General features: G+C 62.2%; 13 protein-coding genes, 1 tRNA gene and 1 pseudogene. 9 read left to right on the forward strand and 6 right to left on the reverse strand.

Annotated features, from left to right (window positions below; genetic code table 11):
• Nucleotides 1-4 precede the first annotated feature (4 nt).
• Nucleotides 5-80: transfer RNA gene (locus FJ404_07045), tRNA-Arg, on the reverse strand.
• 953 nt (nt 81-1,033) lie between these two features.
• Between FJ404_07045 and phoU the strand changes: the two genes are divergently transcribed.
• From phoU to FJ404_07090, 9 genes are all read left to right on the forward strand, one after another.
• Entirely contained in the window at nt 1,034-2,209 is a 1,176-nt protein-coding gene (phoU, locus tag FJ404_07050) for a phosphate signaling complex protein PhoU (GenBank protein ID MBM3822627.1), read from the forward strand.
• A gap of 12 nt (nt 2,210-2,221) precedes the next feature.
• Nucleotides 2,222-3,151: a phosphate ABC transporter substrate-binding protein gene (locus tag FJ404_07055; GenBank protein ID MBM3822628.1), complete on the forward strand. Its 930-nt coding sequence runs from the start codon at nt 2,222-2,224 to the stop codon at nt 3,149-3,151.
• Between the two features lie 103 nt (nt 3,152-3,254).
• Nucleotides 3,255-4,166: a phosphate ABC transporter permease subunit PstC gene (gene pstC, locus FJ404_07060; protein ID MBM3822629.1), complete on the forward strand. Its 912-nt coding sequence runs from the start codon at nt 3,255-3,257 to the stop codon at nt 4,164-4,166.
• A 126-nt stretch (nt 4,167-4,292) separates the two neighbouring features.
• Nucleotides 4,293-5,189, forward strand: coding sequence for a phosphate ABC transporter permease PstA (gene pstA / locus FJ404_07065; GenBank protein ID MBM3822630.1), 897 nt, complete (start codon nt 4,293-4,295; stop codon nt 5,187-5,189).
• A 5-nt stretch (nt 5,190-5,194) separates the two neighbouring features.
• Nucleotides 5,195-5,962: an ATP-binding cassette domain-containing protein gene (locus FJ404_07070; protein MBM3822631.1), complete on the forward strand. Its 768-nt coding sequence runs from the start codon at nt 5,195-5,197 to the stop codon at nt 5,960-5,962.
• 97 nt (nt 5,963-6,059) lie between these two features.
• A complete protein-coding gene (locus FJ404_07075; GenBank protein ID MBM3822632.1) occupies nt 6,060-6,833 on the forward strand; it encodes a phosphate ABC transporter ATP-binding protein in 774 nt (257 codons plus the stop codon).
• A 428-nt stretch (nt 6,834-7,261) separates the two neighbouring features.
• On the forward strand, nt 7,262-7,696 hold the full coding sequence (locus FJ404_07080) for a RidA family protein (protein MBM3822633.1): 435 nt from the start codon (nt 7,262-7,264) through the stop codon (nt 7,694-7,696).
• On the forward strand, nt 7,693-8,997 hold the full coding sequence (locus FJ404_07085) for an aminotransferase class V-fold PLP-dependent enzyme (GenBank protein MBM3822634.1): 1,305 nt from the start codon (nt 7,693-7,695) through the stop codon (nt 8,995-8,997). Before FJ404_07080 ends, FJ404_07085 begins: the two co-directional genes overlap by 4 nt.
• Before the next feature lie 92 nt (nt 8,998-9,089).
• Complete coding sequence (locus FJ404_07090) at nt 9,090-10,172, forward strand: alkaline phosphatase family protein (GenBank protein ID MBM3822635.1); 1,083 nt, start codon at nt 9,090-9,092, stop codon at nt 10,170-10,172.
• Nucleotides 10,173-10,211: 39 nt separating this feature from the next.
• On the opposite strand, the gene hypE is transcribed toward FJ404_07090, so the two are convergent.
• The 5 genes and pseudogenes from hypE to FJ404_07115 form a co-directional block, all read right to left on the reverse strand.
• On the reverse strand, nt 10,212-11,261 hold the full coding sequence (hypE, locus tag FJ404_07095; protein MBM3822636.1) for a hydrogenase expression/formation protein HypE: 1,050 nt from the start codon (nt 11,259-11,261) through the stop codon (nt 10,212-10,214).
• 4 nt (nt 11,262-11,265) lie between these two features.
• The gene (hypD, locus tag FJ404_07100; protein ID MBM3822637.1) at nt 11,266-12,366 is read right to left on the reverse strand and encodes a hydrogenase formation protein HypD; all 1,101 of its coding nucleotides are present in this window, start codon (nt 12,364-12,366) and stop codon (nt 11,266-11,268) included.
• The gene (locus tag FJ404_07105; protein MBM3822638.1) at nt 12,363-12,632 is read right to left on the reverse strand and encodes a HypC/HybG/HupF family hydrogenase formation chaperone; all 270 of its coding nucleotides are present in this window, start codon (nt 12,630-12,632) and stop codon (nt 12,363-12,365) included. The genes hypD and FJ404_07105 overlap by 4 nt, the downstream gene beginning before the upstream one ends.
• Nucleotides 12,623-14,654: pseudogene (gene hypF / locus FJ404_07110) on the reverse strand (carbamoyltransferase HypF). The gene FJ404_07105 and the pseudogene hypF overlap by 10 nt, the downstream one beginning before the upstream one ends.
• Complete coding sequence (locus FJ404_07115; GenBank protein MBM3822639.1) at nt 14,654-14,827, reverse strand: hydrogenase maturation nickel metallochaperone HypA; 174 nt, start codon at nt 14,825-14,827, stop codon at nt 14,654-14,656. The pseudogene hypF and the gene FJ404_07115 overlap by 1 nt, the downstream one beginning before the upstream one ends.
• Between the last annotated feature and the right edge of the window lie 220 nt (nt 14,828-15,047).

The following is a 15,047-nucleotide window of genomic DNA, read 5'->3' on the forward strand; positions in this document are numbered from 1 at the left end:
GGGTTGGTACCCCCACCAGGAATTGAACCTGGATCAACGGTTTAGGAAACCGCTGCTCTATCCATTTGAGCTATGGGGGCGACCCACTTCAGCCAAGCCACGGGCGCCTGAAAAGTGAGGCCCGAGCATGGCGCCTTGTCACCCATTCCTGCAACCCTGCACGGCGCAACGCTCGGAGGTTGCCGGACCGCGGGTGACTGCGGACCGTCAGGTGAAGGTCATCCGTGGGCGTTATTATTGTTTTGCCCCATGGGGCGGCAAGTAGTTTCGCCCTTCTTCAGGACTGCCGGCAAGCGTTGCCTCTTAAAACAGAAGTTGAACCTCCCGACTAACTTGATGCTCAAGTTACTCATCATTCCGCACCCCGACCCGGCGGAGTTCTTTTGCTAGAAACGGCAATTCAGCTGCGTCGAGATGCGCAAAAGCCAGGAATCCCAACGGGATTCCGTCCCGAAGCCCAAGGTAGCTCGTTCCTCGCAACCGTGGGCTGGAGGACACAATCCCTTTGGGATTGAAGGCGGGATCCCGTCGCCATGGGCATCACCCATTCCGTGACCCATTGAGAAAACACAACGAAGAACGAGGCCGATCCTTGATGGATCTGGTGAGTGCTTCGTCTTGGGAGCGCGACTGTGCTGAAAAGCCAGTCGCAGCCGCGTCGCCAGCCCGGGACGCGTTGAAAAACCGAGATCGTCTCGACGTTCGGGCATTGCTGCGGCTGGTCTGCGACACAGCCGCGCTCCGGCGTGTTCGGAGCGCGACGGTGCTGAAAGCCAGTCGCAGCAGCCCGCGCAGGATCAATTTGCTTTGGGGGGACGATTACCCAGGGCATCCTGATGGCCCGGATCGATCTGACCTTGAGGGGATGGTGGGTATCCTTCGGGAACAGCCACCGCACAGGAATCAGTGGCCCGGACGGCGGGTTGAAACGAGGCTTGCGAGCATTGTTGCGCCAACGGGAGCAACGACCCGGATGCGGGTTGAGTGACCCGAGGTTGCGATTTGGACAAGTGGGCGAGCTCGTCGAGTGTTTTTGATGCGCGGCGCGGGAATTCCCCGTTGCAGCGAGTCTGGTGCTCGTGCATTCTCACGCCGATCCAGGCAATCCAGGATGAGCACTTATTACGAGGCTACCTTGCAGCGCGATATCGACCGGATTCGCGCGGCTGTCACGGAAATGGCGCGCCTTGCGGCTGATGCCCTCGACGCCTGCTTGCGAGCGCTTGAGGCCCGCGATCGACGGCTCGCCTATTCCGTCATCCTCCGGGACCGGCGGATCGACACGCTGGAGCGCGAGATCGACCACCTTTGCCTTGAGTTCCTCGTCCGACAACAACCGGTGGCGAAACACCTCCGCTTCGCCTACGTCACCATCAAGCTCAACCAGGAGATCGAGCGGGTCGGTGATTACGCCGAAAGCATCGCGCGGCAGATCCTGAAACTGTCGGGTATGGATGCCGCCCCGCTGCTGGAACGTTACCGGGAAATCGCCGGCCTGGCGGTGCCCATGTTTCGCGACGCCGTGCGCGCCTATCTGACCGAGGATGCCGACCTGGCCCGGCGCGCCAGCCAGATCGAGGAGGAGGTTGACGCCCTCAAGAGCGTGATCAACGCGGAGCTGTTCCAGTTGCGCCAGTCCAACCAAATCCCGCTGGAGGCGCTGACGCCCTTGATGACCATCGCGCGGCGCTTCGAGCGCGTCTCCGACCAGGCGAAAAACATTTGCGAGGAAGCGCTCTACTTCGTCACCGGCGAGTATCAGAAGCACGTGGGTGGAGACACCTGGCGGGTGCTCTTCATCGACGAACACAATGCCTGCCGCAGCCAGATGGCTGAGGCCATCGCCAATTCCCTCGGCCAGCCCCAGTTCATGTTCGCCAGTGCAGGACTGAATGCCGCGCCGTTGGACACACGGACGGTCCCTTTTCTCGAAGGTAAGGGCATCCCCGTTTCCCGCTCTCAGCCGCGAGCGATTGAAAGTGTTCCGAACCTGGAGCGTTACCAGATCATGGTCGCGCTGGCCCGCGAGGCCAAGCGCGCGTTCCCTGTGAAAACGAAATCCATCTGTCTGGATTGGAGCATTCCCGACCCGTCGAAGGCCACTGGCTCCGCCGAGGAAATCCAGAAGGCCTACGAAAACGCCTACCAGGCGCTCTGCCTGCAAATCGAGGATCTCGTCGAAGGGATCCTGGGCGACAAAATCGATTAGTGAACCGCGATTATGACCAAGCCAAACTCACTCCTTCGGGGCATCTGCGATAGTGCCACCCTGGCCCTCGCCTGCGTCGTTTTTCTGTCCGGTTGCGGAAAATCCGGCACGCAATCCTCCTCCGGCGGAGGCTCCGAAAAGAAAACCACGGTGGCCAACATCGGCTCCGACACCATGGTCAACATCGCGGCCGCCTGGGCCGAAGCCTACGGCGCGGTGGACAAGACCGTCCTCATCGAAGTCAATGGCGGCGGCTCCGGCGTCGGCATCAAGGGCCTGATCAATGGCACCGCCGAAATCGCCAATTCCAGTCGCCACATCGAGGACAAGGAGAGGGCCGAGTTGAAGGAGAAACGCCAACTGGACGCCAAGGAATTCATCGTCGGCATCGACGCGCTCTCCATCTACGTCCACAAGGACAATCCCCTCAACGAGATCACCATGGAGCAACTCGGCGAGATCTATCGATCCGACGGCAAGATCACGAAGTGGACAGAACTCGGCGTTTCGAGCATCCCGGGCGGCAAGGGCGATGAGATTATTCGCGTCAGCCGCCAGAACAACTCCGGCACCTACGAGTATTTCAAGGAAGTGGTGGTTGGGAAAAGGAACGAATTCAAGCTCGGCTCGCTCGATATGAACGGCTCGAAGGACGTGGTGGAACTCGTCGGCAAGACCCCCAATGCCATCGGCTACTCCGGCATGGGCTACGCGAATCCCTCCGTGAAAACGATCAAGGTCGCGAAGAAGAAGGGGGATCCGTATGTCGCGCCGAGCATCGCCACCACTCAGGACAAGTCTTATCCCATCGCCCGCCCCATGTTTGTCTACACCGCGGGTGAACCTGCGCCGCACCTGAAGAAATACATCGACTGGACGTTGTCCGAGGAAGGCCAGAAGCTGCTCCTGAGCACGGGCTACGTGCCAGTCCCCAAGAAGTGATTTCAGCACGGGCCGCGACGCCGCGGCCACCTGGACCCTGACGGCTCTCGCATCGCTCCCGACGATCCTGGCAAGCCCGTCGCAACCCCGACTGACCGCTCGCATGGCCCCACCCACCGCCCCGCGCCCCGCTCGCAGCGCCTTCGCTCTCGTCGGGGAGCGTGTCGTCGAATCGCTGGTTTACCTTTGCGGCATCAGTGCCATCGTGTTCGTGTTCGGCATCTTCTTTTTCGTTTTCAAGGAGGGCGCGCCCATGTTGGGCAAACTCAATTTTGCGGAGTTCTTCCTCAGCAAGGAATGGATCCCCACCTCCTCTGTCCAGCCCAAGTACGGCATCGGCGCGCTGATCGTCGGCACCTTGAGCGTGACCTTCCTGGCGATGTTCATCGCGGTGCCGTTCGGCCTCGGCGCGGCGGTGTTTGTCTCCGAGTTCTGCTCCGGCAAAGTGAAGGAGACGCTGAAGATCGTCATTGAACTGCTCGCGGCGATCCCGAGCGTGGTTTGGGGCTTCATCGGCCTCAGCGTCATGAACCGGGTCATCATCGGCTTGTTCGATGTCCCCGTGGGCGTGAACCTTCTCAACGCCGCTCTCCTCCTCGCGCTCATGAGTGTGCCCATCATGGTCAGCATCGGCGAGGATGCCCTCAAGGCTGTCCCCGACAGCTACCGCGAGGCCGGCATCGCCCTCGGTGCGACAAGATGGCAACTGGTCTATCGCGTCCTGCTGCCCGCAGCCAAGAACGGGCTCCTGGCGGCGGTGCTGCTCGGCGTCGGACGCGCCATCGGAGAAACCATGGCGGTGCTGATGGCCACGGGACACTCGATCAATATTCCGCAATCGATTTTCGATCCCGTCCGCACGCTCACCGCCACCATCGCCGCCGAACTGGGCGAAACCTCGCAAGGATCGAACCACTATCAGGTGCTGTTCCTCATCGGTGTCGTGCTCTTCTCAATCACGTTCGTCGTCAATTTCCTGGCCGACCTGGCGGTGAAAGGCGTCAAGAAGCAATAGCATGAGCGTCCCTGGTCACTGCGCGCCCCATCACCAAGCCGCCCGGCCGTTCCGGTCCGGCCCGACCGCGCGCCCAAGGCTTTGCGCTTTTGCGTTCCTGCGGGGGACTTGCGGGAAGGATTAAGCATGTTCACCGAGACTCCATTCATCCGTAAAAAAAGGCGCCTCGAACTCATGGCGAAGTGCTTCTTCGGCGCGATGGCCGCGGCCATGGTCATTCCGCTTTTCCTCATCATCGGCTACATCGTGGTGAAAGGCGCGCCTGCCATCTCGTGGGAATTCCTGACCGAGAATCCGCGCGGAGGCGGTGCCAGAGGAGGCATCTGGGCCGCGATCGTTGGCACCTTCTACATCGTCTTCTTCTCGCTGGTGATCTCCGCGCCGATCGGCGTGCTGGCCGCCGTCCATCTGAACGAATACGCGAAGGAAAACTGGTTCAGCCGCATGGTGAACCTGGCCGTCGTCAACCTCGCCGGCGTCCCCTCCATCGTGCATGGCCTGTTCGGCGTCGGCGCTTTCGTCTATTTCGCCAACTTCAATCAAGGAAAGAAATCCATCATCGCCGCCGCGCTCACGCTGGCCGTGATGACGCTGCCGGTCATCATCGCTTCGACCAAAGAGGCGCTCGCCGCTGTGCCGCGCCAGTTCCGTGAAGCTTGCTGGAACGTCGGCGCGACCCGCTGGCAGACCATCTGGAGCATCGTCCTGCCGAACTCGATCAGCGGCATCCTCACCGGCGTCATCCTTCAGGTCAGCCGCACCGCCGGGGAGACCGCGCCCGTCATGCTGACCGGGGTCGCCACCTACAAATTGCTCGAAAGCACCGGCCTGTTTCTCTACCACCCGGTCAAGGACCAGTGCATGGCGCTCTCCATGCACCTTTACTACATCGCCACGCAGGCGAACAACGTGCCCCCCGCCACACCCTTCGCCATCGCCACGGTGCTGATTGGCGTGGTGTTGATCGTGAACGCCGCCGCCATCGCCTTTCGCGTCTATCTTCGTTCCCGCAAGAAGTGGTAAACGCCATGCCTGCTGCCGTGACCAGAAAAATCGAAGTCGAAAACCTCCGCACCTTCTACGGGGCCAAGGAGGTTCATCACGGCCTCTCCTTCCACATCGAGCCGAACGAAATCTTTGCCATCATCGGACCCGCGCAATCCGGCAAGACCACGCTCCTCCGCGCCATCAATCGCACGCTGGAATTCACCGCCGACTCCCGCATGACCGGGACCATCAAGGTGGACGGCGAGGACGTGAAGAAGATGCGCGACGTCTATGGCCTGCGGCGCAAGATCGGCATGGTCGCCCCGCTGCCGGTCGGCCTGCCGTTGACGATCTACGACAACGTCGCCTTTGCCCCTCGCTCCGCCGGCATCCGCGACCGGAGGTTCCTCGATGCACACGTCGAGCAATGCCTGCGCCAGGCCGCCCTGTGGGATGAGGTGAAAGACCGCCTGGACTCCCTGGGCACGAAGCTTTCGGGCGGACAACAGCAACGTCTGACCATCGCCCGCGCCCTCAGCCACCGGCCGGAGATTCTTTGCCTGGACGAATTCAGCATCGCCATCGACCCCGTCACCACGATGCGCATCGAGGACGTGCTCAAGGAGCTCAAGGCGCACATGACGATCATCCTCGTCACAAACCTGGTGCAACAAGCCCGCCGCCTCGCCTCGCGCACGATGTTCCTTTGGAATGGGGACATCATTGAACTGGACACGAACGAAGTCATGTTCAGCGAAACGCCGAAGGACCGGCGCACCTACGAATACGTGAACGGCATTTTCGGATGACGACGTTTCACGCAAGGGCGCAAGGGGAGATTGGCGGAGTGAGGGGCACTCCGCTATTCGGCGGCATCCTGGTGTCCTGGCGCGAAATCTGATTTGCATGACTCAGCCCGTTGACTACGCCATCACCACGCGAGACCTGAAGCTTTGGTACGCCAAGTTCCAGGCGCTGCTCGGCATCACGGTCAACATCAAAAAGGGGCAGATCACGTCGCTCATCGGCCCGTCCGGCTGCGGCAAAACCACGCTGCTGCGCTGCTTCAACCGCGTCAACGAGCGCTATGGCTACGTCACCACCACCGGCGAGATCAAACTTCACAACAAAAACATCTACGACCCGGACGTCTCGCTCATCGAGCTGCGCAAAAGCGTCGGCATGGTCTTCCAGCGGCCTAATCCACTCCCTCTCTCGGTCTATGAGAACGTCGTATTCGGCCTCCGTATCCACGATGACCAGGGGCTGAAAAAGTCCGATTATGACAACGCCGTGGAGAAGGCGCTGACCGAAGTCGGCTTGTGGAAGGACCTCCAGGACCGTCTCGACATGAAGGCCACCAGCCTTCAACTCGAACAGCAGCAAAAGCTCTGCATTGCCCGCCTCCTGCCGCTCAAGCCTGAGATCATCCTCATGGACGAGCCGTGCAGCGCCCTCGACGTGAACGGCACCCAAGCCATCGAGGAACTGATGTTCGCTCTCAAGGGCCGCTACACCATCGTCATCGTCACTCACAACATGGCGCAGGCCCGGCGCTCCAGCGATGAATGCATTTTCATGCTCATGGGCGAACTCATCGAGCACAGCCTCACCACCGAACTCTTCCTCGCCCCCAAGAACCCCCGGACCGCCGAATACATCGAGGGCCGGTACGGCTGAACCACGGGATCGCTGCGATTCTTAAGCTGCTGCACGCGGCCTGCGCCAGCGCCACCGCCAATCTCGTTTCGCACACCCACCTGGGCGCTGAATGCGCGCGATCCGGCTCACGACCATACAACGGGCGAGGACTCAGTGAATGGACCGAAAGGTGCAGAACCGCCCGCCGAAACACTTCGTTGGTGGTCAACGCTCACAAGGCAACCATGGACAAGCCGCGAGGGTGGGATTTCCTGGTCGACCTGCTGGTGCGCCGTGAGGAGAGGGATCAGGCTTGGGACGGCGTCTGACCGCGCGCGGAACCGCCGCGAACGGCGCGCCCCGAGAACTTGCGGATCCACCGCAAAATGAGATCTGCCGGGATCGAGTCTTGCTGTGTGGACGGAGGCGTGAGATTCATGAGAAGTCACCAATCAATCTGAACCTGCATGAAAACCAGAAATCTTACTCTCCTCCTCCTTTTCGTCTCCCTGCTGACCGGGGCTTTTCTCTGGGCGCAAAAATCCGTTCCTCTCAGCACCCTGCCTTTCAGTCCGGCGCGGAAGGCAGGCCCCACCCTCTATGTCAGCGGGCAGGTTCCGCGCACCGCGGAGGGACAGGATGTTCGCCAGTCGGTGGAGGCGGAAACCCGACAAGTGATGGAGAACATCGGACGCATCCTGAAACAGCAGGGCTATACCTGGGATGACGTGGTGAACTCCACGGTTTACCTGAAGGACATCAACGACTATCAGGAGATGAACAAGGTTTACGCCTCCTATTTCAAGAATGGGTTCCCGGCACGGGCGACTGTGGGTGGTGTTGAAATCGTGTTTGGTTTCCGGGTTGAAATCAGCTGCATCGCCTACAAGGAATCCAAATGAAATCCATCGCCTCAGGAACAAGCGCGGAGGACAGGCGGCCATCGGTGTTGAACCGTCGAAGTCTCCTCTCCCGGCTGGGTGCTGCCGCGATGTTTGCGGGAATGTCGTTTCCTCAGGAGAGTCTCCAGGCCCGATCACTGCCCTCCAGGGAAATGCTGAACCGGGATCCGGATCGCTATTGGACCCGGATACGTTCCCAGCAGTTTCTGTTGCCGGAATGGAGGGTGTTTTTGAATCCGGGCAGCCTTGGTCCGATGCCGCGGCCCGTTCTGAAGGCGGTCTTTGATTCATTGACCCGGGTCGCTGAGTTCGCGAGCGATCAGACCGTGCGATGGGGATATGAGACCCTGGATGAGGAGAGGGTGGAGATGGCGGCGTTCTTGAAGTGCCGCAAGGAGGAGCTGGCCTTCACTCATAATTGCACCGAAGCGATGAGTTACATTGCCGCCGGCCTCGAACTGAAGGCCGGGGATGAGGTTTTGACCACCAACCAGGAGCATGGGGGGGGAACGGCCTGCTGGAGGTTGAAGGCCGCACGAGCGGGGGTCGTTCTTCGTGAGATCGCCATCCCGGTGACCCCGAGGAGACCGGATGAATTGATGGCGCCGCTGGTGGCCGCCATGGGACCGAAGACGCGGGTGATCAGTTTCAGCGGCCTGACCACAACGACCGGATTGATCATGCCGGTGCGGGAGATCTGCCGGGCCGCCCGGGAGCGGGGCGTGATTTCAGTGGTGGATGGAGCCCACATGGATGGACAGATCCCGGTCAACCTCCATGAACTGGAGTGCGATTACTTTGCCGGGAGTCCGCACAAATGGCTGTTTGCACCGCCGGGTTGCGGGTTGCTCTACGGGCGCGGGGAGATGCTGGACCACTTGTGGCCGAGCATTGTCTCCTCGGGCTGGGATAACAAGGAAGGTCTGCGTGGGGCGCGATTCATGATGGTTGGCACGAACAGTCGTTCGACGATCGATGGGATGATGGCGGGGTTGCGATTTTTCAAGAGCCTGGGTGAGGAGGAGATCTATGCGAGGATTCACCATCTCGCGAAATATGCGCGCAGCGAAGCCGCCCGGCGTCCTTACCTTGAGGTCGTGACACCGGATGATTCGCGCTTTTACGGTTCGATTCTTTCGATCAGGTTCAAACAGGAGAAACTCGACCCGGTCTGGGCTGCACTCAGGGCAAAGCGAGTCTATGTGCTCGGAGGACAGCGATTGAGGTTGTCCTTTCACGTGTATACGCGGCGTTCGGACATCGATACCTTCTTCCAAGTCTGCGACGGCATCCTGGCCTGAACGTTGGGATGGGGCGCTGGTTGAAAGGGAAGGATGACGAGGAGGCAACACGAATGAATTCGAAAGGAATCAGGTGCTGGACGGTTGTCCTGATGTTGGTCCTTCAGAGCGGTGCGATGGGGGCGGGAATGGTGCTCGCTCCGGAGGCGGTGTTGGAGCGGATTGGGTTTGGATCGTGTGCAAAGGAGGATCGACCGCAACCGATCTGGGAGGTTGTCGTCACCAACCGGCCGCAACTGTTCCTTTTTCTGGGGGACAACATTTATGGCGACACGACCAACCTCACGATTCTTCGCCAGAAGTGGGGTTTGCTCGGAGCCCAGCCTGGTTTTCAAAAACTCAAACGCACCTGCCCGTTGCTGGCCACCTGGGATGACCACGATTACGGGGCGAACGATGCGGGTGCTGATTTTGTCCTGAGGAGGGAATCCCAAGCGGCTTTTCTGGACTTTTTTGAAGTTCCGGCTGGGGATCCGAGACGCACGCGGGACGGGGTTTATCATTCCGTCGTGGTTGGTCCTGCCGGGCGGCGGGTACAAATCCTACTGCTGGATGCGCGATTTTTCAGAAGTCCGCTGAAAACGGGATTCAAGCCGGGAGAACCCGGTGAAGGTTACCGGGGTCCGTACGCACCGGAGACATCTCCGTCGGCCACGGTGTTGGGCGAAACCCAATGGCGATGGCTGGAGGCCCGGTTACGCGAGCCGGCGGAATTGCGGTTGATCTGTTCCGGGGTGCAGGTGATTCCTGACGAACATGGATCGGAGATGTGGGGCAACTTTCCGCTGGAGCGCCGCCGGCTGTTTGAAGTGATCGCCCGGACTCGCGCGAACGGGGTGGTGTTTCTCAGTGGCGACCGGCATCTCGCCGAAATCATGAGGCTTCCACCGGAGAAGTCCGGGGTAAGTTACCCGCTGTACGAGGTGACTTCGAGCAGTTTGAATGTCCCGAGCGGAAACCTGACGCGGGCCGGGGTCCGGTTTGCCAACGAGATCAACTCCTATCGTCAGGGATTGACCTATTTTGATACCAACTACGGCATGATACTCATCGACTGGACGCAGACACCCCCGGTGGTTCGACTGCAGGTTCGCGATGAGAAGGACACGGTGGTTCTGCAGCAACGGATCCGGCTGGGCGCCACTGTGGAGGACGTACGACCTGTGCCTCGGTGATCCTCCCGACTAGCTTCAGTGTCAAGTGAGTCGGGAGGTTCAACAAATCCTCGGCAACTGTTCGCCACTGAGCAGGTCGAGCACGCGGGCGACGCCAAGGCGATTTTTGAGTGTGACCAGGCCGGGTGTGCCGGCGCTGACGGTTCCGATGAAACCGGCGCCGGCTCCGAGAGGGTGGGCGTGCAGGAGGTCGAGCGCGCGCGGGAGGTCGCGCGGAGCGATGAAGGCTGCGAAGCGGCCTTCGTTGGCCACGTAGAGCGGGTCGAGGCCAAGTATTTCGCAGGCGCCGCGCACCTCCTCCCGAACGGGAACGGCGCTTTCGTCGATGTCCACCTGCACGCGGGCGGCCATCGCAATTTCATTCAGCGCACTGGCGAGACCGCCGCGGGTAGGGTCGCGCAGGCAGTGGATTTCAACGCCGGCGTCAAGCAGCGCCAACACGGGCGCGGTCAGCGGCGCGCAGTCGCTCTCAATCGTGCTCTCGAACTGGAGACCTTCGCGCACGGACATGATGGCCAGGCCGTGCCGGCCCACGTCGCCGCTCAGCAGTACCGCATCACCGGGCGTCACGCACGTGGGTGCAATCACGACGTTGTGTTCGACCACGCCCAGGCCTGCCGTGTTGATGAACAGTCCGTCGCCCTTGCCCTTGTCCACCACTTTGGTGTCGCCCGTGACGAGTTCGACGCCGACAGCGTCGGCGGCTTGTCGCATGGACAGTGCCACGCGATGCAGCGTCTCCGTCGGCAATCCTTCCTCGATGATGAACCCGGCGCTCAACCACCGCGGACGCGCGCCGCACATGGCGAGGTCGTTGACCGTGCCGTTCACTGCCAGCGTGCCAATGTCGCCGCCGGGGAAGAAGAGTGGACGCACCACATAGGAATCCGTCGTGAAGGCGAGACGCTGACCGCCCACTTCAATCACCGCGCCGTCGTGACGCGGGTCGAGGTTCGGGTTGCCAAACGCGGGCAGGAACAACTTCTCGATGAGCTGTTGCATGAGCCGTCCGCCGCCGCCGTGGGCGAGCAGCACGTTGGGATAATCCGGCAATGGAATCGGACAATGGGCGGTGAATTCGGGTTTCATGGCGTCATGGATGAGTGGCCTGCGCGCGCCGGTAGCGGTGGTAAGCGGCGCACGCTCCTTCGCTCGACACCATCGTCGCGCCGAGCGGATGTTCCGGCGTGCAGCGCGTGCCAAAGGCCGGACACTCGTGGGGTTTCCTGATCCCTTGCAGTATCAGGCCGCTGATGCATTCGGACGATTCCTCCGCGCGCACGCCGGCCACGCCGAATCGCTGCTCGGCGTCGAACTCCGCGTAGGTCTCGCTCAAGCCCAGGCCGCTCCGCGGAATCTCGCCGACGCCGCGCCACTTGCGGGGCACGACGCGGAACACTTCGCGGATGAGTTGCTGCGCCGGCGTGTTGCCCTCACGGCGCACCGCGCGGGCGTATGGATTCTCGACTTCAGCCCGGCCCGCTTCGAGTTGTTGCACGCACAGCAGCACGCCTTGCAGGATGTCCAGGGGCTCGAAGCCCGTGACCACGATGGGCACACGATACCGGCGCGCCAGGGGTTCGTATTCGGTAAAGCCCATGACCGTGCAAACGTGCCCGGCTGCGAGAAAACCCTGCACGCGGTTGGCCGGGGACGCGAGGATGGACTCCATCGCGGGCGGCACCAGCGCATGCGAAACGAGCAGCGAGAAGTGTTTCAAACCGAACGTGCGCGCCTGCGCCACGGCCATCGCGTTCGCGGGTGCGGTGGTTTCAAAACCGACGGCAAAGAACACGACCTCGCGCATTGGGTTTTCCCGCGCCAACTTCACCGCATCGAGCGGCGAATAGACGATCCGCACGTCGCCGCCGCGCGCTTTCACGGTGAGCAAATCCTGCTCCGTGCCCGGCACTCGCAGCATGTCGCCGAACGAGCAGAAGATGGCTTCGGGCCGCGCCGCGATTTCGAGTGCCTTATCCATCAACTCAATCGGCGTGACGCACACGGGGCAGCCCGGCCCGTGCACGAGTTCGAGTCCCGGCGGCAGCAGTTGATCCAGGCCAAATTTGACGATGGCGTGGGTTTGCCCGCCGCACACTTCCATGATCGTCCACGGGCGCGTGGTCGCTCGGGCCAGGGTCTCGGCGAGCCGGCGGGTCAGCGCGGCGTCGCGATATTCGTCCATGAATTTCACGGCGCGGGCTTGCCGGTCGCATCGGGCTGCAGTTCGGCCAGTTCGTCCATCTCGCGCAGGTAATGGAAGACGCGTTGCGCCTCGGCTTCGTCCACGCGGCTGAGGGCCACGCCGACATGCACGATGACGTAATCGCCGACCTGCGCCTCCGGGACGAAGGCGAGGTTCACTTCCTTGACGATGCCGCCAAAGCTCACGCGCCCGGCACGCTGCAATGGATCGCCAGCGGCGATGCTCAGCACTCTTCCTGGAATGGCTAGGCACATGGTGTTCGCTCCCGCGCCAGGAACCTTCGGGCGGCTGACACTTGACCCAAGGCGAGGCCGCCTTCGTTGGGCGGCACGCGTTGATGCCAGCAGGGTTGGAAGCCCTCCTCGGTCAGACGTCTCACCGCGCGTTCGGTGAGTGGCCTATTCTGGAAGCAGCCGCCCGTGAGCGCCACGCGCCAGCATCGGGCGCAGTGTCCGCAATTCGTCCCCGGAAAACGCGGCGAGCGTCGGCAGGCGCGTCCGCGTGAAGGCCTCCTCGCCGAGGAATTCGTAAAGCAAACCCAGCGCGGCTCGGCGCGGCTCGCGCGTCGCCTGCTCACCCCCCGGCAAGCGGAACGGGCGCAAATGCGCGACGCGCTCGAAGTCATTGTCCGTCACGCACAGGAACTCGCCGCCCCAGATCGTGCCATCGCTTCCGTAGCCCGTGCCGTCCCAGCACACGCCGAGCACGGGCGGTTCGAGTTCGTTCTCGGCCATGCAGGACAGGACGTGCGCGTAGTGGTGTTGCACGGCCATGAAGCGTGCGCCGGGCGATTGCGCCGCGCGCTCTCGGGCGAACTGTGTCGAGAGATAATCCGGGTGTTGGTCGGCAACGAAGACGTCCGGTTGAACGTCGTAGAGTTGAGGCAAGTCGGCGGCGACGCGGCGGAAGGCAGCCAGCGCCGGGGCGGTTCCCAAATCGCCGATGTGCTGGCTCAGGAAAGCCTGCTGACCGACGGACAGCGCGACGGTATTCTTCAAGTGCGCGCCCACGGCCAGGATCGTTTCGGATTTGAGCGAAACGGGCCATGGCGCGAATCCGCGCGCCCGGCGCAGCACGAGTTCGCGTCCGGCGACCACGCGCACGATGGAGTCATCGACGGGCCGCGTGATGGGCCGGTTATGGACGAGGAAGAAGTCGGCGATTCCGGCGAGGCGTTGCAACGCTTCGCGTTCGTCCGTGCAAATCGGCTCATCGCAGCGGTTGCCGCTCGTGGCCACGATCGGGAAGCCCAGTTCGGCCAGCAGCAAGTGATGCAGCGGCGTGGAGGCCAGCATCACACCGAGATAAGGATTGCCGGGCGCAACGGCGGTTGAGATTTGAGACTTTGGATTTGAGAATTCGGATTCGCGGTGGCGGTGCAGCAGCACGATGGGCGCTTCCGGCGAGCGAAGCAGGCGTGCTTCGAGCGGCGAGACCTCGCATGGCCCGCGCACCGACTCCAGCGACGGAAACATCAGCGCCAACGGTTTCTCCTCGCGATGTTTTCGTTCGCGCAGCCGGCGTACGGCTTGTTCATCGTGCGCGGCGACCATCAGATGGAATCCCCCCAAGCCTTTCACCGCGACAATCACTCCCTGTCGGATCGCAGCGGCGGCGGCCCGCAGGGCGGTGTCGCGGGTCTCCAGGCGTCTGCCGTCCGGGTCCCAAAGTTCGAGATGCGGGCCGCAGGCCGGGCAAGCGTTGGGTTGGGCGTGGAAACGGCGGTCGCGCGGGTCGTCGTATTCGGCCTGGCATTGCGCGCACATCGTGAACGATTTCATCGCGGTGTTGGCGCGGTCATAGGGCAGCGCCTCGATGATCCTGAAGCGCGGCCCGCAGTGCGTGCAGTGGGTGAACGGATGGCGAAAGCGGCGGTTCGCCGGGTCGAAGATGTCGCGCTCGCAGTCCGCGCAAATCGCGAGGTCGGGCAACAGGAGTGCCGTCTTGTCGCCATCGCCGCAGCTGGTGCGAATCTCGAACGAGCCGAAACCCACGGCGTCGAGCCACGCCGCCTCCAGACTTTGGATCGAACTGTGCGGCGGCTTCTCCCCTTCGAGGCGCAACAGAAACTCTTCCACGTTCGCTCGAGCGCCCTCCACTTCGACGCCCACGCCTTGCGGCGAGTTATTGACCCAGCCCGTCAGTCCCAGTTCGGCAGCCAGACGATGGACGAATGGCCGGAAGCCCACGCCCTGCACCGCGCCGCGAATCGTCACGCGCAGACGGATCGGTGCTCCGCTTCTTGTCGTCAGCGGGCTGGGCGGCGCGCCGGTCATCATTCCTCCACATCCACACTGTCGAGCAGGATGTCCTGCGCTTTCGCGTCGTTTGGGTTGGGATTGAATAGGATCTCGAGCTCCGCCCCGTCGGCCACCGTGCCGACGGCGGCTTCGTTGAAGTGTTCGCGGAAATGCTCGGGCGAGATGTGGCAGAGTGCGCCGAGCCGCACGCGTGGTGTGCGTGAGCGGCGAGGGATCCACCGGATTGCCGCTGATGGAAATGGGCACTTCGCCGACCCCGAAGACGTAGAGCATGTTGAACTGACCGGGGGCGAAGACGAGGGGCTGGGCGTCGCCGACCGGCGCGAGCGCCAGGGTGAACGTATCCGCCGTCTCCTTGCGCACCTGCTCGACGCGCCAGGGCGTCGGCAGCATCGGCTCCGTCGTGAA

The organism is Verrucomicrobiota bacterium, from assembly GCA_016871495.1.
Classification (GTDB): Bacteria; Verrucomicrobiota; Verrucomicrobiia; order Limisphaerales; family VHDF01; genus VHDF01.